Origin of the sequence: Peptostreptococcus stomatis DSM 17678, from assembly GCF_000147675.1 — a bacterium.
GTDB lineage: Bacteria > Bacillota > Clostridia > Peptostreptococcales > Peptostreptococcaceae > Peptostreptococcus > Peptostreptococcus stomatis.
Genome location: NZ_ADGQ01000056.1, coordinates 36,633 through 55,721, shown reverse-complemented (window position 1 = coordinate 55,721; position 19,089 = coordinate 36,633). Strand labels below are relative to the sequence as shown.

General features: G+C 40.5%; 15 protein-coding genes. 14 read left to right on the top strand and 1 reads right to left on the bottom strand.

The features are described 5' to 3' along the window. Positions 1–179 precede the first annotated feature (179 nt). The 14 genes from purE (at position 180) to HMPREF0634_RS05235 (ending at position 17,507) form a co-directional block, all read left to right on the top strand. Positions 180–656, top strand: a complete 477-nt coding sequence (gene purE / locus HMPREF0634_RS05300; protein ID WP_007789687.1) for a 5-(carboxyamino)imidazole ribonucleotide mutase — start codon at positions 180–182, stop codon at positions 654–656. 170 nt (positions 657–826) lie between these two features. Next, positions 827–1,903: a phosphoribosylformylglycinamidine cyclo-ligase gene (gene purM, locus HMPREF0634_RS05295; protein ID WP_007789642.1), complete on the top strand. Its 1,077-nt coding sequence runs from the start codon at positions 827–829 to the stop codon at positions 1,901–1,903. A gap of 94 nt (positions 1,904–1,997) precedes the next feature. Continuing rightward, positions 1,998–2,591 carry a phosphoribosylglycinamide formyltransferase gene (purN, locus tag HMPREF0634_RS05290; RefSeq protein WP_007789646.1) on the top strand — a complete coding sequence of 198 codons (594 nt, stop codon included), beginning with the start codon at positions 1,998–2,000 and terminating at the stop codon, positions 2,589–2,591. Positions 2,592–2,693: 102 nt separating this feature from the next. Further along, complete coding sequence (gene purH, locus HMPREF0634_RS05285; protein ID WP_007789743.1) at positions 2,694–4,226, top strand: bifunctional phosphoribosylaminoimidazolecarboxamide formyltransferase/IMP cyclohydrolase; 1,533 nt, start codon at positions 2,694–2,696, stop codon at positions 4,224–4,226. An 18-nt stretch (positions 4,227–4,244) separates the two neighbouring features. Beyond that, positions 4,245–5,513 (top strand): phosphoribosylamine--glycine ligase, encoded by a 1,269-nt coding sequence (purD, locus tag HMPREF0634_RS05280; RefSeq protein ID WP_007789762.1) that lies wholly within the window; start codon positions 4,245–4,247, stop codon positions 5,511–5,513. Continuing rightward, positions 5,497–9,279 carry a phosphoribosylformylglycinamidine synthase gene (locus HMPREF0634_RS05275; protein ID WP_007789683.1) on the top strand — a complete coding sequence of 1,261 codons (3,783 nt, stop codon included), beginning with the start codon at positions 5,497–5,499 and terminating at the stop codon, positions 9,277–9,279. Before purD ends, HMPREF0634_RS05275 begins: the two co-directional genes overlap by 17 nt. A 214-nt stretch (positions 9,280–9,493) precedes the next feature. Beyond that, positions 9,494–10,798, top strand: a complete 1,305-nt coding sequence (locus HMPREF0634_RS05270; protein WP_040565804.1) for a pyrimidine-nucleoside phosphorylase — start codon at positions 9,494–9,496, stop codon at positions 10,796–10,798. Between the two features lie 217 nt (positions 10,799–11,015). After that, positions 11,016–11,606: a DUF3867 family protein gene (locus tag HMPREF0634_RS05265; protein WP_007789716.1), complete on the top strand. Its 591-nt coding sequence runs from the start codon at positions 11,016–11,018 to the stop codon at positions 11,604–11,606. Beyond that, positions 11,593–13,086 carry an RsmF rRNA methyltransferase first C-terminal domain-containing protein gene (locus HMPREF0634_RS05260; protein ID WP_007789704.1) on the top strand — a complete coding sequence of 498 codons (1,494 nt, stop codon included), beginning with the start codon at positions 11,593–11,595 and terminating at the stop codon, positions 13,084–13,086. Before HMPREF0634_RS05265 ends, HMPREF0634_RS05260 begins: the two co-directional genes overlap by 14 nt. 53 nt (positions 13,087–13,139) lie before the next feature. After that, positions 13,140–13,745: a signal peptidase I gene (gene lepB, locus HMPREF0634_RS05255; protein WP_007789750.1), complete on the top strand. Its 606-nt coding sequence runs from the start codon at positions 13,140–13,142 to the stop codon at positions 13,743–13,745. Positions 13,746–13,804: 59 nt separating this feature from the next. Continuing rightward, complete coding sequence (locus tag HMPREF0634_RS05250; RefSeq protein ID WP_007789645.1) at positions 13,805–15,460, top strand: nucleoside kinase; 1,656 nt, start codon at positions 13,805–13,807, stop codon at positions 15,458–15,460. Between the two features lie 10 nt (positions 15,461–15,470). Next, positions 15,471–16,109: an endonuclease III gene (gene nth, locus HMPREF0634_RS05245; protein ID WP_007789740.1), complete on the top strand. Its 639-nt coding sequence runs from the start codon at positions 15,471–15,473 to the stop codon at positions 16,107–16,109. Between the two features lie 32 nt (positions 16,110–16,141). Further along, positions 16,142–16,612 carry a tRNA (uridine(34)/cytosine(34)/5-carboxymethylaminomethyluridine(34)-2'-O)-methyltransferase TrmL gene (trmL, locus tag HMPREF0634_RS05240; RefSeq protein WP_007789648.1) on the top strand — a complete coding sequence of 157 codons (471 nt, stop codon included), beginning with the start codon at positions 16,142–16,144 and terminating at the stop codon, positions 16,610–16,612. A 19-nt stretch (positions 16,613–16,631) separates the two neighbouring features. Further along, entirely contained in the window at positions 16,632–17,507 is an 876-nt protein-coding gene (locus tag HMPREF0634_RS05235; RefSeq protein ID WP_007789668.1) for a DegV family protein, read from the top strand. Between the two features lie 102 nt (positions 17,508–17,609). Here the strand turns inward: HMPREF0634_RS05235 and HMPREF0634_RS05230 are convergent, their stop codons facing one another. Continuing rightward, complete coding sequence (locus tag HMPREF0634_RS05230) at positions 17,610–19,058, bottom strand: aminoacyl-histidine dipeptidase (RefSeq protein WP_007789685.1); 1,449 nt, start codon at positions 19,056–19,058, stop codon at positions 17,610–17,612. Positions 19,059–19,089: the final 31 nt, after the last annotated feature.

The following is a 19,089-nucleotide window of genomic DNA, read 5'->3' as shown; positions in this document are numbered from 1 at the left end:
CTGCACATTAGGATATCATTTTAGTATAAAGGTTCGTATATATAAGAATTATATATAGATAATCAAGTAAAAATAGTCATATTGTTTTATCTCTTAAGTAGATAGGGACAAACAAATGATTTTTAAAGAGTGGAAGATATTTTACCTAGATTTAATAAGTTGAAAAGGAGAATTTTGTTATGAAAATTGCAGTAGTTATGGGTTCAAAGTCAGACTTACCTAAGCTTGAGTCGGGCATAGACTTGATAAAGAGTTATGGTATAGAGGTTGTGGTTAGGATACTTTCAGCCCACAGGACTCCAATGGAATTAACTAGTTTTTTAGATGAAATAAAGGATAATACGGATGTTATAATTGCAGCAGCTGGAAAGGCTGCCCACCTACCTGGTGTTATAGCAGCCCAGACTTTGATACCGGTAGTTGGCCTACCAATCAAGTCATCTACAATGGATGGTTTGGATTCATTATTGTCAATCGTTCAGATGCCAAGTGGTATCCCAGTTGCAACTGTAACTATAGATTCAGGCATGAATGCAGCCTTGATGGCAATTCAGATTGCCAGCGTCAAGTATCCGGTCTTGAGGAAAAAATTGGCTGGCTATAGGAAGGAAATGGAAGAAAAAGTTCTGGCTGATGATGCTTCAGTAGAGTTTTAGTACTTAATATCAGCAATTTTAGTAGGTGAGATTTAGTAGCTGATATGATACCTTGCGTGAGTATATAGTATAGGGGTATCCAGAAGCTGAAACTCATATAAATTAAGGGTGTAAATTATATAGAGACTTATATAAATTAATAAAGTATATGTGGTTAAAAGGGGGAAAAAATGCTTACTTACAAGAGTTCAGGCGTAGATATTGATGAAGGAAACAGAGCGGTAGATTTAATTAAAAATAAGATAAAGGGAACTTATGATTCAAATGTAATTGGTGACCTGGGTAACTTTAGTGGACTATATTCCTTAAAGGATTTTATGGGTATGGAAGAACCAGTCCTACTGGCATCAACTGATGGGGTTGGAACTAAGCTTAAGATAGCCCAGTTAATGGACAAGCACGATACAGTTGGTATAGACCTGGTTGCCATGTGTGTAAACGATTTGATTTGTCAGGGGGCCAGGCCACTATTCTTCCTAGACTATATAGCCCTAGGCAAGTTGGTGCCTGAGCATATAGAAAAGGTTGTAGCTGGTATAGCAGATGGTTGTAAGATGAGTGGCTGTGCCTTGATAGGTGGAGAAACAGCTGAAATGCCGGGTATGTACGGTGAAGATGACTATGACTTGGCAGGTTTTTCTATCGGTATAGCCGACAAGAAAAAGATAGTTAGCGGCCAGGATGTAAAGGCAGGAGACCTTTTAGTTGGTATATCTTCAAGTGGTATCCATTCAAATGGTTTTTCTTTTATCAGGAAGATTTTCCTAGAAGAATACAAGTATGACCTAGACAAGCATATAGATGACCTGGGCATGTCGTTGGGTGATGCTATGCTAACTCCTACTAAGATATACGTTAAGTTGGCACTGGACGCCCTAGCTAAGCACAATATAAAGGCTATAGCCCATATTACAGGTGGTGGCCTAGTAGAGAATATAGTAAGGGTTATACCTAAGGGGCTAGGTCTGGATATAGACACTAAGTCCTGGGACAAGCCAGCGATTTTCAAGATGATAGAAGCTTTTGATGCCATAGAAAAGAGGGAACTACACAAGAGCTTTAACATGGGGGTTGGCCTTGTAATGATAGTTGACAAGGATGAAGCCCAGGGCCTAGTTGACTACATCAACAATAGACCTAGCGACAATGTAGACTTTGTAGAAGACAAGTACAAGGACCTAATGGATGACAGGGCCTATATTATTGGAAGCGTAGTAGACTCACATGAGGGTGTAGACCTAATATAAGAGACAAAAGAGTATAAAATGACAAGTGGAGTTAACTATTAAGAAATACAGGCTCTTGTTTATATACATAAGTTGAGAATAAAGAGGTAATTTGATGAAGAATATAGCTGTACTAGTATCCGGTGGTGGAACCAACCTACAGTCTATAATAGATGCTGTAGAAGCGGGTAAGATAAATGGCCAGATCAAGTTGGTAATATCCAACAAGGAAGGGGCTTATGGTCTAGAGAGGGCTAAAAAGCACAATATAAGGGCAGTATTTGAAAAGGATGAGCAGGCCATCATTGATATTATGAAGGAAAATAAGATAGACCTGGTAGTCCTGGCAGGCTTTTTAAAGATACTCAGCCCTAGTTTCACTAAGGCATTTGAAAATAGGATAATCAATATCCACCCATCCTTGATACCATCATTTTGTGGTAAGGGGTACTATGGACTAAAGGTACATGAGGCTGCCATAGAATATGGGGTAAAGGTAAGTGGGGCTACAGTCCACTTTGTTGATGAAAATGCTGACACAGGCCCTATTATAAGACAGGATACGGTAGAGGTTTTTGCTGGAGATAGTCCTCAAGACCTACAGCAGAGGGTCTTGAAGATAGAGCATAAGATTTTGAGTCAGGTGGTTGCCGACTATTGTGATGACAAGATAAGGGTAGTTGGCAGAAGGGTATTTATAGAAGACTAAAATAAATTCACCATTTTGGTTGAGGAAAAAATATTTAAGGTTCAGGTTTAAGTATAGGCTGGAAGTAGATACAGATATTTAGTATGAAAGGGGTACATAGAATTGAAGAGGGCTTTAATAAGTGTTACAGACAAGACAGGTCTTGTAGAATTTGGTAAAAAATTAAATGAGTTTGGTTATGAGATAGTTTCTACAGGTAATACATTCAAGAAACTTCACGAGGCAGGTGTGAATGTAATCCAGGTAGAATCAGTTACAAACTTTCCAGAAATATTGGATGGCAGGGTAAAGACACTTAACCCATATATCCATGGTGGCATCTTGTATAGAAGAGATCTAGATTCGCATGTAGCCACAGTGAAGGACTTGAATATAGGATCTATAGACATGGTTGTAGTCAGCCTATATGACTTTGAAGGTGCTGTTAGGAGTGGCAAGTCCCATGAAGAAATAGTTGAAAATATAGATATCGGTGGTCCATCAATGATCAGGTCTGCATCTAAGAACTATAAGGATGTAACAGTCGTTGTAGATATAGCTGACTACGATATGGTAATAGAAAAGTTGGCCCAGGGTGGCTTGACTGAAGAAGACAGGAGACAGCTTGCCTATAAGGCCTTTGCTACAACTGCCAGGTATGACACTTTGATATCTACCTACTTTGCAGGTGTGGTTGGTGACCAGTATCCAGACATACTAAACCTTACATTTGAGAAGGACACAGAACTTAGGTACGGTGAAAATGGCCACCAGAGAGGCTTTATGTATTCACAGCCTAATGCAAAAAATCCAATTATAAATTATGTCCAACTACACGGTAAGGAATTGTCCTTTAATAATATAAATGACTTGGCTGGTTGCCTGGAGTTTATGAGGGAATTCAAGGATTCTGACCAGGTTTGCAGCGTGGCTATCAAGCATTCTAATGCTTGTGGCATTGGGCTTGCAGACAGTGTTTACGACTCATATATGAAGTGTTTTGAGGCCGACAAGGTTTCAATCTTCGGAGGCATCCTAGGTATTACATCAAAGGTAGACAAGCCTACTGCTGAAAAGATAAATGAAATCTTCTTGGAAATAGTCGTAGCCTATGACTTTGACCAGGATGCCCTAGAAGTTTTAAAGCAAAAGAAAAACTTAAGAATATTAAAGCTAGCTAAGATAGAAGACAGCAAGCAAGCATACGATATGAAGTATCTTGATGGCAAGCTCCTAGTCCAGGATAAGGATAGGCTTTTAGCTGACAAGAATGAAGTTGTTACTAAGGCCCAACCAACAGCCGACCAGTTGAAGGATATGGAATTCGGTATGAAGGTTGCCAAGAATTTAAAGTCTAATGCCATTGCAATAGTTAAGGATGGTCAGACTTTGGCAGTAGGTTGTGGCCAGACATCCAGGATATGGGCCCTTTCTAATGCTATAGAAAACAATAAAAATGAGAAAAATTTTGAGGGTGCTGTTTTAGCCTCTGATGCCTTCTTCCCATTTGACGACTGTGTAAGATTGGCAGCAGAACATGGTATTAAGGCCATAGTCCAGCCAGGTGGATCAATTAGGGATGAGGATTCAATCAAGGCCTGTGATGAATTGGGAATTAGTATGGTATTTACAGGAATTAGGCACTTCAAGCATTAATAGAGGAGGGAGACGAGTATGAAGATTTTAGTAGTAGGTGGTGGAGGAAGAGAGCATGCCATCTGTTGGAAGCTGAGCCAGGAAAAAAATGTAGAAAAGGTCTATTGTGCACCTGGTAATGCAGGTATAGCATCAGTGGCTGAATGCCTTGATATAAAGGATACTGAACTAGATAAACTGGCAGATTTTGCTGAGGAAAACCAGATAGACCTTACAGTTGTAGGTCCCGAAGTTCCCCTAGTAATGGGTATATCAGATGTATTTGCCAAGAGGGGACTTAGGGTATTTGGTCCAGATGCTTCTTGCTCTAGACTAGAGGGTAGTAAGCTTTTCTCCAAGGAATTTTTTGTAAGACATGACATTCCTACAGCCAAGTACAAGGAATATACAGATATAGACAAGGCCATAGAGGAGATAGATTCTTTCGGCTATCCGGTGGTTATCAAGGCCGATGGTCTGGCAGCTGGTAAGGGGGTTGTAATACCAGAAAATAGGGAGGATGCAATAGCTACCCTAAAGATGATAATGGCAGACAAGAAGTTTGGTGACGCTGGTAACCTAGTGGTAGTTGAGGAGTTCTTGACAGGAATTGAGACTTCAATACTAGCCTTTGTTGATAAGAATACCATAGTGCCTATGGAATCAGCCAAGGACCACAAGAAGATATTTGAACTTGAAAAGGGACCAAATACAGGTGGTATGGGGACCTTCTCACCAAGTACTATATATACGGACGACCTAGCAAAGAAGGTCTATGATGAGGTCTTGATTAAGTCTTTAAAGGGTTTCCAGGCTGATGGACTTGACTACAGGGGAATCCTTTTTGTAGGTCTAATGATTACTCCAAATGGGGAAAAGGTCCTAGAATTTAACTGTAGGTTCGGAGATCCTGAAACTCAGTCAGTCTTGATGAGGCTGGAAACCGACCTAAGTGAGATAATGATGGCTATTACAGAGGATAGGCTGGCAGACCTGGATATTAAGTATACAGATGAAGCGGCTGCCTGCGTTGTATTAGCATCTGGAGGATATCCAGAGGAATATGAAAAGGGCAAGTTAATTACTGGGCTTAATGATGTAGATGACAGTATAGTGGTATTCCATAGTGGAACTAAGTTTGATGGAGACAGTATAGTTACAAATGGTGGTAGGGTCCTAGGCGTGTGTTCTAGGGGCAAGGATGTTGAAGCTGCTGCTAAAAATGTCTACAAGAATATAGATAGGATCAGTTTTGAAGGAATGCACTATAGAAAGGATATAGGGGTTGATTATGAGCAGGGTAAGTAGAGTTTTTGTTGAAAAGAAGGATGGTTTTGCTTTAGAGTCTCTTGCAATGCAAAATGACATAAGAGAAAGTCTACATATAGGTGTTGGCAAGTTAAGGGTAATCAATAGGTATGATGTGGAAGGCATAGGTCAGGAAGCCTACAAGAAGGTGGCTGAGACTATTCTTTCAGAGCCTAACCTAGACCAGGTATACTATGAAGAAATACCAGGTCTAAGTGATGAGAGGGTATTTGCCATAGAATACCTACCAGGCCAGTACGACCAGAGGGCTGACTGGGCATCAATGTGTGCTGAAATAGTAAATGAGGGAAAGAGACCTAATATAAATTCTGCCAGGGTAATAGTTATAGAGAATACTATAAATGACCAGGAATTCGACAAGATAAAGGACTACCTAATAAATGCGGTTGATTCCAGGGAGGCTTCATTAGACAAGCCAGAAACCCTAGCAGTTGAATACGAAATACCTGAGACAGTGGCTACACTAGATGGATTTATAGACCTAGAACCTTCAGGCCTGGAGAAATTTCTGGCTGATATGGGTCTAGCCATGACTATAGACGACCTAAAGTGCATCCAGGCCTATTTCAGGGATGATGAAAAGAGGGACCCAACTATAACTGAAATAAAGGTCCTAGATACTTATTGGTCAGACCACTGTAGACATACTACCTTCATGACTAGGCTAGCAAATGTAGATATAGCAGGTGGTAGGTTTACAGATATAGTAAAAGAGACATATGACCAGTACCTGGCCGATAGGAAGTTTGTCTATGGAGACAGGTATAAGGATATATGCCTAATGGATATGGCAACAGTAGCCATGAAGAAGTTGAAGAAGGAAGGCAAGCTAGCAGACCTTGATGAAAGTGAAGAGATAAATGCTTGTTCAATAAATATAGATGTAGAAGTTGACGGCAAGAAGGAAGAATACCTCCTAATGTTCAAGAATGAAACACACAACCACCCAACAGAAATAGAACCATTTGGTGGTGCGGCAACTTGCCTTGGAGGAGCTATTAGGGATCCGTTGTCAGGTAGGTCATATGTATACCAGGCTATGAGGGTTACAGGATCAGCAGACCCAAGAACATCTTTAGAAGATACCCTAGCAGGTAAGTTAATGCAGAAGAAGATAACTACCGAAGCAGCTAGTGGCTATTCTTCATATGGTAACCAGATAGGTCTTTCAACTGGCCAGGTAGCAGAAGTATACGACGAAAACTTCGTTGCCAAGAGAATGGAAGTTGGTGCAGTAATAGCAGCGGCTCCAAAGGAAAATGTAATTAGAAAGAGACCAGAGGCTGGAGATGTAATCATCCTACTAGGGGGAAAAACTGGTAGAGATGGTTGCGGAGGAGCGACAGGATCATCTAAGGAACACAGTGAAGAGTCTATATCTACTTGTTCTGCAGAGGTTCAGAAGGGTGACGCCCCTAATGAAAGAAAAATCCAGAGGTTTTTCAGAAATCCAGAAGCTGTAAAGATGATAAAGAGGTGTAATGACTTTGGTGCAGGTGGTGTATCTGTTGCTATAGGTGAAATAGCTGAATCACTTGACATCAACCTTGACCTGGTTCCAAAGAAGTATGATGGTCTAGACGGTACTGAGCTAGCCATATCAGAATCTCAGGAAAGAATGGCAGTTGCAATAGCTGCAGAAAATATGGATAGGTTTATAGAATTGGCTGGCCTAGAAAATTTAGAGGCAACCCATGTAGCGACAGTTACAGATACTGGTTATCTAAGGATATACTGGAATGGCAAGGACATCGTTAATATAAGGAGGTCCTTCCTAGATACAAATGGATCAAAGCAGGATACTGATATTAAGGTTGAGGGAATAGACCCAGAATCTGGATATCTAGACTTGACTAGTGTGACTAGCAAGTTCAAGACTATAGAAGACAAGTACCTAGCAGCTATGTCAGACCTGAATACTTGTTCACAGAGGGGACTTGTAGAAAAGTTTGATAATACTATAGGTGGTAACACGATTATAATGCCGCTAGGTGGTAAGTACCAGGCTACTCCAGCTAATGGTATGGTAGCCAAGATACCAGTCCTAGGTGGGGAAACTAATACCTCATCTATAATGACTTTTGGCTATAATCCAAAGATAGGTAAGTGGTCTACCTTCCATGGTGCTATGAATGCAGTAGTTGAATCCGTTGCCAAACTGGTAGCCCTAGGTGGTGACTATTCAACAGCAAGGCTGACATTCCAGGAATACTTTGAAAAGCTAGGTCAGGACCCAACTAGGTGGGCAAAGCCATTCTCAGCCCTACTAGGTGCCTACTATGCCCAGTCAAACTTCGAGATACCGGCTATAGGTGGTAAGGATTCAATGAGCGGAACATTCAAGGATATAGATGTACCACCAACCCTAGTATCATTTGCAGTAAATACCGAAGATGCCAAGAACATAGTTTCCCAAGAATTAAAGGTTGCTGGCCATGCCCTTGTATTAGTGGAAACACCTCACAAGGACTATGCCTTCCCAGACTTTGACATAATGAAAAAGAACTTTGATATTCTACACCAGGCAGCCCTAGCAGGCAAGTTAAAGGCAACATATGCCCTAGGTTATGGTGGTCTAGGTGAAGCTATAGCCAAGATGGCCTTTGGTAATAGGATAGGTGTCAAGCTAGATGATAAGCTAGCTAGCAGGTATGAAAACAGGGATGACCTATTTAGGCAGAGCTATGGTTCTATCCTGGTAGAAATCGACCAGGCAGACCTAGGAGTCCTAGAAGGAGCTAATTATGTCCTAGTAGGTCAGACTATAGATAAGCCGGTTATAGATGTATTTGGTCAGGAAGTGGGTTTAGACAAGCTATATGCTGAATCTGAAAAGACTCTAGAACCAATTTTCCCAACTAAGGCAAGCAAGCTTGTAAATGACAAGATAGAAAATATAAGCTACAAGCTAGATGCCAAGCCAGCCAAGTCATCACTTAGCATAGTTAAGCCAAGGGTATTCCTACCAGCCTTCCCGGGTACTAATTGCGAATACGATTCCGCAAGAGCCTTTGAAAGGGCAGGAGCAGAGACCCATATAGGTGTATTTAGGAATATGACCTATGCTGATATAGAGGCATCAATAGACATGATGGTTGAAGAAATCAATAAGAGTCAGATTATCATGATACCAGGTGGATTTTCAGCAGGTGATGAGCCGGATGGTTCAGCCAAGTTTATAGCCACAGTATTTAGAAATCCAAGGATAGAAGAGGCTGTAATGAACCTGATAAAGAATAGGGATGGTCTAATGATAGGTATCTGTAATGGATTCCAGGCCCTTATCAAGCTCGGCCTAGTGCCATATGGTGAGATTAAGACTCCAAGTGCAGATATGCCTACCTTGACATATAATAATATAGGTCGTCACCAGGCCAAGATAGTTCAAACTAGGGTTGCATCGAACAAGTCACCATGGTTGGTGGGAACAGAAGTTGGAGACATCCACTCAATCGCCATATCTCATGGAGAAGGTAAGTTTGTAGCCAGTGATGAGGTTATGAAGACCCTAATAGAAAACGGACAGATAGCAACACAATATGTAGACTTTGACGGAAATGCTACATATGATATAGACTTTAACCCTAATGGATCATACTGGGCAGTGGAAGGTATTACTTCAGCTGATGGTAGGATATTTGGTAAGATGGGACACTCAGAAAGAAGAGGGGACTATGTAATCAAGAACATTATAGGGGAAAAGGACCAGAAGCTATTTGAATCTGGTGTTAAGTACTTTAAGTAATAAAAATAAATTTCTTGGATACAAATTGGTAAACTTCAAGAGATAGTAGTATAATAGGTTCTAAACAAGTTTCTTTTAAATTATGTTGAAATTTGCTTAGGACCTATTTTGTATACCCATGGATTTAACTATAAATGACCATATAGCTATAGTGGTTTGACCATAGATAAACTTTTGAAAGGAAGGCATGCTAGAGGAGTGTGCGGTGGTAAGGATGAGATTTTTAGATATTATTGAAAAAAAGAAAAATAAGTTAACCCTAAGTGACGAAGAAATTCAGTTTTGGATTGACGGTGTAACGGATGGGACTATACCAGACTACCAGACCAGTGCCCTCTTGATGGCCATAGTCTTAAATGGTATGGATGACCATGAAACCGCCAAGCTTGCAGAGGCAATGATGAATAGTGGTCATGTCATGGACCTATCATCAATAGGGGGGATAAAGGCAGACAAACACTCAACAGGTGGTGTAGGTGACAAGACTTCATTGGCCCTGGGTGCCATGGTAGCAGCTTGTGGCCTAAAGGTTGCCAAGATGTCTGGAAGAGGCCTAGGCCATACGGGTGGAACCCTGGACAAGTTAGAATCCATAAGGGGATTTAACTGTTTCTTGACAGAAGACCAGTTCAAAATCCAGGTCCAGGAAATAGGCTTGGCCATAATAGGACAGACCGGTGACCTGGTACCAGCAGACAAGAAACTATACGCCCTGAGGGATGTGACGGCAACTGTAAATTCAATTCCCCTTATAGCCTCATCAATCATGTCAAAGAAACTTGCTTCAGGTGCAAATACTATCCTCCTGGATGTAAAGTATGGGGAAGGGGCCTTTATGAAGACTATAGAAGATGCCAAGATCTTGGCCCAAGCCATGATATCTATAGGAAAAAGGCTGGGTAGAAATACAATAGCCATGATAACGGACATGGACCAACCGCTTGGAAATACAATAGGAAATGCCCTTGAAGTCCAGGAAGCCATTGAAACAGTAAGGGGTAAAGGTCCGAAAGACTTTACTGAATTGTGCATGAGGGCGGGAGAAATTATGCTAGTCCAGGGCCAACTAGCATCCACAAAGGAGGAGGCAAGAAGGCTCTTAGAAGAAGCAGTATCGTCAGGCAGGGCTTTTGAAAAACTGGCCCAGATGGTTCAATACCAGGGTGGAGACCTAGAGCAAATAAAAAATACAGACCTCCTTCCAAAGGCAAAATATGTTACCGAAATCAGGTCTAGGGAGGCCGGTTATATCAGTCGTATCCACTCAATGCAACTAGGTATACTAGCCATGAAGTTGGGGGCCGGTAGGGCTACAAAGTCAGACTCAATCAACTATGCTGTAGGACTAAAGATGGCTGTCAAAAAAGGTGACAAGGTGGAAGAGGGAGACCTCTTATGCAGGGTCTACCACGATGGAGACTTGACTCAAGACTGGCTTGAAGATATGTATAGAAGCTTCCAGTATTCTGATGACAAGCAAGAACCAATTCCAATAGTTGAAGCTATTTTGGGGGAATAACTTCTTGTATAAGGGTAAAATTTAATGCATATAGAAAGATAGTACATATGGAAATAATATACAAGGAATATACGAGGAATATACTGAATAAATATAGAAGAGTATAATTGTGTAGATTAGCTAGGTTTTTCTTCTTAAAATAGGTGCCCTATTTTATGGTTAAATTAAGCCGTCTAATGGTATAATATACTTAAATCTAACTAAGGAGGTAAGACCTATGTCAGACGATAAGATAATAGACTTTGGCTCTTTTCAAAATAAGGTCAAGGATTCAGATATAGATAAATTAGAAGAATATATGTATTCAATGTATACCAACGTTTCTGGCGGGACTATGAGCCCTCTGGACTTTTCGAAGAGTATCAATGAATTCCTAAAGAAGAACAATATCTCTGTGGAAAAATTCGGCCAGATGCAGGAGAAGCTATTGGAGAGGTATGGTTTTGATCCAAAAAATATAGAAGAAGAAATGAAGAGGATGGGCATTGACATGAATGAAGGTGCCTATATAATAAATAATAAGGACAAGAAAGAGTCTTACAGCGTCAAGGACTTTGGGGACAAGTTGGCCTTTTTTGAGAGGTACGATGGTATTGAAGAAAAGACTATCATGCATTACCTTTTGGACAACGGTGTCAACCAGGTCAAGTTTATCATGGATGGAAGCAACTTGACCCTTGTAAGTGAGAAGAAGATAGACCTGTCAGACCCAGATGTAAATACTTTTATAGCTGGTTATAGGCAGGCCAACAATGAAAAAATCAAGGTAGTAATCTGTGAGGCAACGAGTGCATATGACTACTTCTAATAGCGGGAACATAAACTTACAGGAGGAGGCCCCAGGAGGGGACCAGGATCAATTTAATATAAAGGATAAGCGATTATCTTTGCCAGAAAGCTTCCTAAGGGAAATGAAGGAAATTTTGGGTGATGAATACCAGGACTTCTTGGATTCCTACCAGGATGAAAAAACTTCTGCAATCAGGGTTAATAACTTGAAAATGCCTATAGAAAGGTTCAAGGATTTGGGCCTTTTTAATATTGATTTTGACAGGGATAATATCAGTTGGGCCAAGGAGGGCTACTACATATCAGGAGATGTAAATCCTGGCAAGAACCCCCTACACGATGCAGGGGCCTACTATATACAGGAACCGTCTGCAATGAGTGTTGTTGGCCAGACTCCAATCAATGAGGGGGACAGGGTCCTAGACCTATGCGCAGCCCCAGGTGGCAAGTCTACCTACATACTTTCAAAGTTGAACCATAGGGGACTCTTGGTTTCCAATGAGATAAATCCAAATAGGATTAGGGCCTTGGGAGAAAATCTTGAGAGGTTTGGAGCTGTAAACTCTATTATAACCAATTCAGATTCTAGTAGCTTATTAACGTTTTTTAAAGGTTTCTTTGATAAGATATTCATAGATGCACCATGCTCAGGTCAAGGGATGTTTAGGAAGGATGCTTTTGCCATTGAAGATTGGTCCCAAGACAAGGTTGATGAGTGTGCTGGTATCCAGAGGCAGATAATCAGGGATGCCTATGAAATGTTAAGAAATGGAGGTATGCTCATATATTCTACCTGTACCTTTACCAGGCAGGAAAATGAGGATATAATAGAAGCCTTCTTAGGGGACTATCCGACTGCTAGCCTAGTGGATATGGATAGGATTTGGCCCCATAAGGACAGGGGAGAAGGGCACTTTTGTGCCAGGATACTAAAAGAGGCAGATAAGACAGGAAACCTTGAGTCTGGAGACTTTGGTGTTTCAACTTCTTATGAAGATACCAAGAAAGATCCAAGCAGGGATTATGCAAAAAAATCCAAGAAAAAACAAAAATCAAGGGCTAAGTCTAGCAATAAGAATTCAGGAAACCTTAATCTATTTGAGGACTTTGCCACTACTTATTTGCTAGATGGTGGATTGAAAAATGTCTTAGAAAGTGGCTTATCTCTAAAAGAAGATAGACTCTACTACCAGCCGCTTGATTATGATTTAAGGGGTTTGAAGATACTAAGAGCAGGCCTTTTTATAGGTCAATTTAAGAAAAACAGGTTCGAGCCAGCCCATTCTTTGGCCATGGCCTTGAGACCTGGTGATGTAAAAAATACCATTGATTTTGCTAATGACTCTGATGAAATCAAGGCCTATCTGAGGGGAGAATCCATAGCAACATCCCAATCCAGAGGTTGGGTCTTGGTAAGCGTGGAAGGAGTGTCCCTAGGATGGGGCAAGGAATCAAACGGAATCCTTAAAAACAAGTACCCAAAGGGGCTTAGAAGGTAGAGTGGCTATAGGCTAGAAAAATACAATATTCAGGGTTGAGGAAGGAGACTAAATTGAGTCGAGTAGAGAAAAAAGGATTTATGTATGAAGTAAAAGAAATTATAAAAGTTTTTTTAATGGCAGCTATTTTGGCTGTAGTTATAGTTCAGGTTATTAGGCCAACCAGGGTAGATGGTCTATCAATGTACCCAACCCTTGAAAATAGCGACTACCTAATTATAAACAGGATTAGTAGGTATACTGGTGTTAAGAGGGGAGATATAGTTGTATTTGATAGTTATATGCCTATAAAAAACTTGAACACACAAGAAAAGAGCACGGCCAAGAAGGTATTAGACTTTATCCTACAGGACGATAGCAGTACTAAAGACCTGGTTAAGAGGGTAATAGCCGTAGGTGGTGACCGCATTACTATCAAGGATGGGGTCGTCAAGGTAAATGGAAAGGTCCTGGATGAGGAATATATTTCTAAGGATAATTATACAGATGGCGATATAGATACTACTGTACCAAAGGGCACGCTTTTTTGCATGGGTGACAATAGGAGAAACAGTCTAGATAGCAGGTATTCAGAGGTTGGATTCGTGCCAGAATCCAGGCTGGTAGGAAATGTATTGGTCAGATTATTTCCCTTGCAAAATATAGGGACTGTAAAATAGATGTTTGAAATTCAAGGGGGACCCCCTTGAATTTTGTCATAGTATGAAGGGATAGATAGATGAGTAATTTGATTGTTAGAGTAGATGGTAAGGAAATAAGGATAGAGGATGGTAAGATTAGGCTTTCCAAATTGGCAGAAATGCTAAAGGATGACTACCAGGGCCATATCTGTATGGCTAAAATTAAGAACAAGTACCATGACCTCAACTATGTATTGCATACTAGTGAGGATGTCCACCTTATAGATACTACTGGTGATGATGGTATCCGCCTATATTTTAGGGGCTTGTCCCTACTTTTAGTTATGGCCTGCAGGGATGTATTTGATAAGTGTAAGGTATTTATCAAGCATTCTATAGCAGGTGGCCTTTACTGCCTACTTAAGATGCCAAAAGACCTAACTGATGAAGATGTTGAGATCTTAAAGGCAAAGATGAAAGAATATATAAAAAAAGACTATAAGATAACTTGTCACTATATGCCAAATGACCAGGCTATAGATAAGTTTGAAGAGGTTAGAAGGTTTGACAAGTCCAACCTTTTAAAGTATAGGGATGATGACTTGACTAAGGTTTATGAGTGTAATGGATACTTTGACTATTTTTATGGTTATATGTTCCCATCTACATCCTATATCGAGGATTTTGACCTGGTAAGGATGGGGGAAGGTCTGGTAATCCTGGGTCCAGATAAGGGTATCAAGGGCACAGTATCTAAATTTAAGCCCCTACCAAAGTTATCAGATATCTACAGGGAGTCTGAGCAGTGGTCAAAAACCTTAGGCATAGAGACCCTGGTAGACCTAAATAGGATTATAGAAAACAATGAGTACGGTGATATGATAAGAACTGTAGAGTCCCTGCACGAAAAAAAGATAGCTGAAATAGCCGATATGATAGTAAAGAAAAAGAGTAAGCTGATCTTGATAGCCGCCCCTTCTTCTTCAGGCAAGACCAGTTTTGCCCACAGGTTGTCTATACAGTTGAGGGTAAATGGCCTGACACCACTCCCTATATCTTTGGATGATTATTTCGTAAATAGGGATGATACTCCAAGGGATGAAAATGGGCACTACGACTTTGAATCCATAGATGCAATTGATATAGTCCAATTTAATAGGGACTTAAAAGACCTTCTGGAAGGCAAGGAGATTGCAAAAATAAAATTTGATTTCATGACTGGGTCTAGGGTTTATACTGATAAAACCTTGAAACTAGAGGGTGATAATCCTATAATTTTGGAGGGTATCCACGGCCTAAATCCAAATTTGACCAAGGACCTACCAGATGATTTAAAGTTTAAGATATACCTGAGTGTCATAACCCAGATAAATTTAGATGACCACAATAGGATACCAACCACTGATTTCAGGTTGATAAGGAGGATAGTTAGGGACCATCAATTTAGAAACTCTAATGCTGAGAGTACTCTGGAAAAATGGGCCTCAGTTAGGAGGGGTGAAGAAATAAATATTTTCCCTTACCAGGAAGAGGCGGATGTAATGTTCAACTCAGCAAGTGTTTATGAGCTGTCAGTCCTAAAACCAATGGCCATAAAGCTATTGAGACAGGTTGACGAAGACTCTTGTTATTATCTGGATGCCCTAAGGCTAAGAAAGTTCTTGCAGTACTTTAATACAATAGATGATACGGGAGATATAGGGCCTACATCCATAATCAGAGAATTTATAGGTGGAAGTAGGATAGTCGACTAGAGGAGGAAAAATGCCGAGAAAAAAGACAAAAAAACAAACAATAGAAATACTTGACCTCCTGGCTGACCAGCACCCAGATGCCCATTGTGAGTTGGTGCATTCATCTGCCTTTGAACTACTGGTAGCAACCATACTGTCAGCCCAATGTACGGATGTGAGGGTCAATATAGTTACGGAGGAAATGTTTAAAAAATACAACCAGCCCCAGGATTTTAAGGACCTTAGTATAGGACAGATAGAAGATATGATCAAGACATGTGGTCTTTATAAGTCTAAGGCCAAGAAGATAAAGGAAACATCTTCTATATTGGTAGACTTATATGGGGGCCAGGTACCAGATAATTTAGAAGACCTGGTAAAGTTACCAGGTGTAGGAAGAAAGACAGCAGGTGTAGTCCTGAGCAATGCCTTTGGGGTACCAGCTATTGCTGTGGATACCCATGTATTTAGGGTTAGCAATAGGATAGGCATAGTCAAGGAAACCACTCCTGAGAAAACAGAATTTGCCCTTATGAAGGCAATCCCAAAGGACAGGTGGACCCATTCCCACCACCTACTGATTTTCCATGGTAGGAGGGTCTGTAAGGCCAGGAAACCAGAATGTAGTAATTGCTCCATAAGCCATATGTGCAACTACTATAGCTTTTAGACAGGATATTTTATAAGAAGGAGGTTGATATTATGGCTATCAATATAGTCCTTGTTGAGCCAGAAATACCACATAATACAGGTAATATAATTAGGACATGCGCTAATACAGGAGCAATACTCCACCTAGTAAGACCTCTGGGTTTTTCCCTAGATGACAAGCACCTTAAGAGGTGTGGTCTAGACTACTGGGATATAGCTGATATACAATATTACGATAGTTTTGAGGAACTTGAAGACAAGCATAAGGGTGCAAAGTTTTTCTTCTCTACCATAAATGGCCAGAAAAATCATACGGATGTAAAGTATGAAGATGGATGTTTTTTGGTATTTGGCAAGGAGACTAAGGGCCTACCCAAGGACTTGATAGAAGCTAATATGGATACTTGTATCAGGATACCAATGAGGGGGATAGAGGGTGCCAGGTGCCTCAACCTATCCAATGCAGTAGCCATTGTAGTATACGAGGCCATGAGGCAGTTAGACTTTGACGGTCTGGTATAGGTAATATATGGAGGTAAATATGAATAAAATTAAGATAGTCTGCGATAGTTTATCTGATATAAGCCAAGACTATTTGGACTTATATGATATTGATATGCTGCCACTAAGCATAATCATTGATGGTGTTGAATATAAGGATAGGATAGATATAGATGGAGAAAAATTTTACAAACTTTTAAGAGAGGAAGGAATCATACCTAAGACTTCCCAGGTTACATATGGTGCCTTCTATGAGAATTTTAAAAAGTATTGTGAAGAAGGTTATGATATCCTATATATTTCAGCTGCTGCAAGTGCTACAGGCACCTACCAGAGTGCTGTGATGGCAAAGTCAGAGCTGGAAGATAATTTTTATAACAAGATTAGGATTATAGACTCTAATACCCTTAGTTTTGCCATAGCCATCCAGGTGATAAGGGCCTGTCAGCTAAGGGAAGAGGGTAAGGAACTTGACGAAATCGTCGACCAGATTGAGGCTATGAAGGATATGGCCTTTGGTTGTTTTTCCTGTGACGACCTCCTATACCTTAGTAAGGGAGGAAGGATATCTGGGGCTACAGCTACAATAGGAACAGTCCTGAGCATCAAACCTCTTTGCATCATAAAGGATGGTATAGTTGATAATGTTGGCATGGCCAGGGGCAAGAAGAATGTTGCTAGTAAGCTGGTAGATATAGCCAGGGGAAATGGAATATCTAGCCTAGAAGGCAGGACGGTCTATATAGGGTATTCAGATGACCTAAAAGAGAGGGATAGGCTAGAAGAGCTAATCAAATCAGAGTTAAATCCTTCTGAGATAAGGTACTTTATGATAGGCTGTGGAATAGGAACCCATGGAGGTCCAGGGACTACTGGATTTATATGCTGGAAGGACCAGGCCAGGGAACTTTTATAAGAGAAATTATAATTAAATATATTTATGCAAACTTAAAGAAGACACCAAGGTTGGTAACCAGGGTGTCTTTTTGTCTTGTCTGTGATAAAAATCCTATATTTTCTATAGTACCTCTAGTAGCCTAATGATGAACTTCCACATCCTAGCTACAGAATCAACCTCTACATGTTCTTGCGGTGTATGTACATTGAACATATTAGGTCCAATTGAAATCGCCTCGGCCTTGTGTCTAAGCTTGTTTAAAAGGATACCACATTCTAGGCCACAATGCATGATTACAACATTAGGGTCCTTATCAAATACTTCCTTGTAGACATCTACTGACAAGTCTTCTAACTTAGAATTTTTGTCATGCTCCCAGGCAGGGTATTCAGCAGAGAATTCTAGCTGGGCCCCAACCAGTTTAGCCAGTCTGGCCAATTTTGTCTTTACATAGTCCTTTTTAGAATCTGCAGAGAATCTTACAAGGCTGTTGAATTCTATATTCTGGTTGTCCTCACTGATTACGGCAAAGTTAGAAGATGTATCTACCATATCCAGGTCTATTGCCCTTGATATAATGCCATCTGGTGTTAGGCTGAGTATATCTACAATCTTATTCTTGCAATTATCTGTAAACACCTTAAAATCAGTAGGTGCAGACCTTCTCAATTCTATCTTTAAATTAGGATCAGTAGGGTAGTACTCCTTTTGTATTTTAGCAGAAAGTTTTTGAATTTCTCTAACAAGTGCTTCCAGGTCTTCATTTTTAATAGATAGGACGGCCTCACAACTTCTAGGTATAGCATTTCTCTTGGAACCACCACCTATGTAGAACAAGTCGTAATCATAAGTGATAGAGCTAAGTATCCTACCCATAATCACATTGGCATTGGCCCTCTGTTTGTCGATATCCATGCCTGAATGGCCTCCAAATAAGCCCTTGACATTTATTTCTAAGGCCAGGTTTGTAGAAATAGCGGGCTTGTATTCCTTCCTTAAAACCATGCTTGCATTTACTGCACCTGCACAGCCCACAAGGATAGAATCATCCTCTTCGCCATCAAGATTTAAGATATAAGTAGACTTTAGGTCTGACATATCTAATTTTTCCACACCTATCAAGCCGACCTCTTCATCTACTGTGAAGACACATTCAAGGTTTGGATGTGACAGGTCTTCGCTTTCTAGGATAGCCATCATATAGGCTACACCCATACCATCATCAGCACCAAGTGTAGTCTGGTTAGCCCTCAGATTATTGCCCTCAAGGATTAACTCAATTGGGTCCTTGGTAAAGTCGTGGTCTACAGAGTCGCTAGCTTCCGGCACCATATCCAGGTGGGCCTGTAGCATAACTGTAGATGGGTCAGGACTCCCATTTGTTGCAGGCTTCTTTACTATTAGATTTTTGTAGCTATCTTGGTAGGTCTCTAAACCTAGGCTCTTGGCAAAATTCATAATATAATCGCTGATGGCTCCCTCGTGACCGGATGGTCTAGGGATTCTTGAGATACATTCAAAATTTTTGAAAACCAATGTTGGAAATAAACCTTCTGTTATATACTTCATCTCAAAGCACCTCCCTAAGTAGTATAATTCC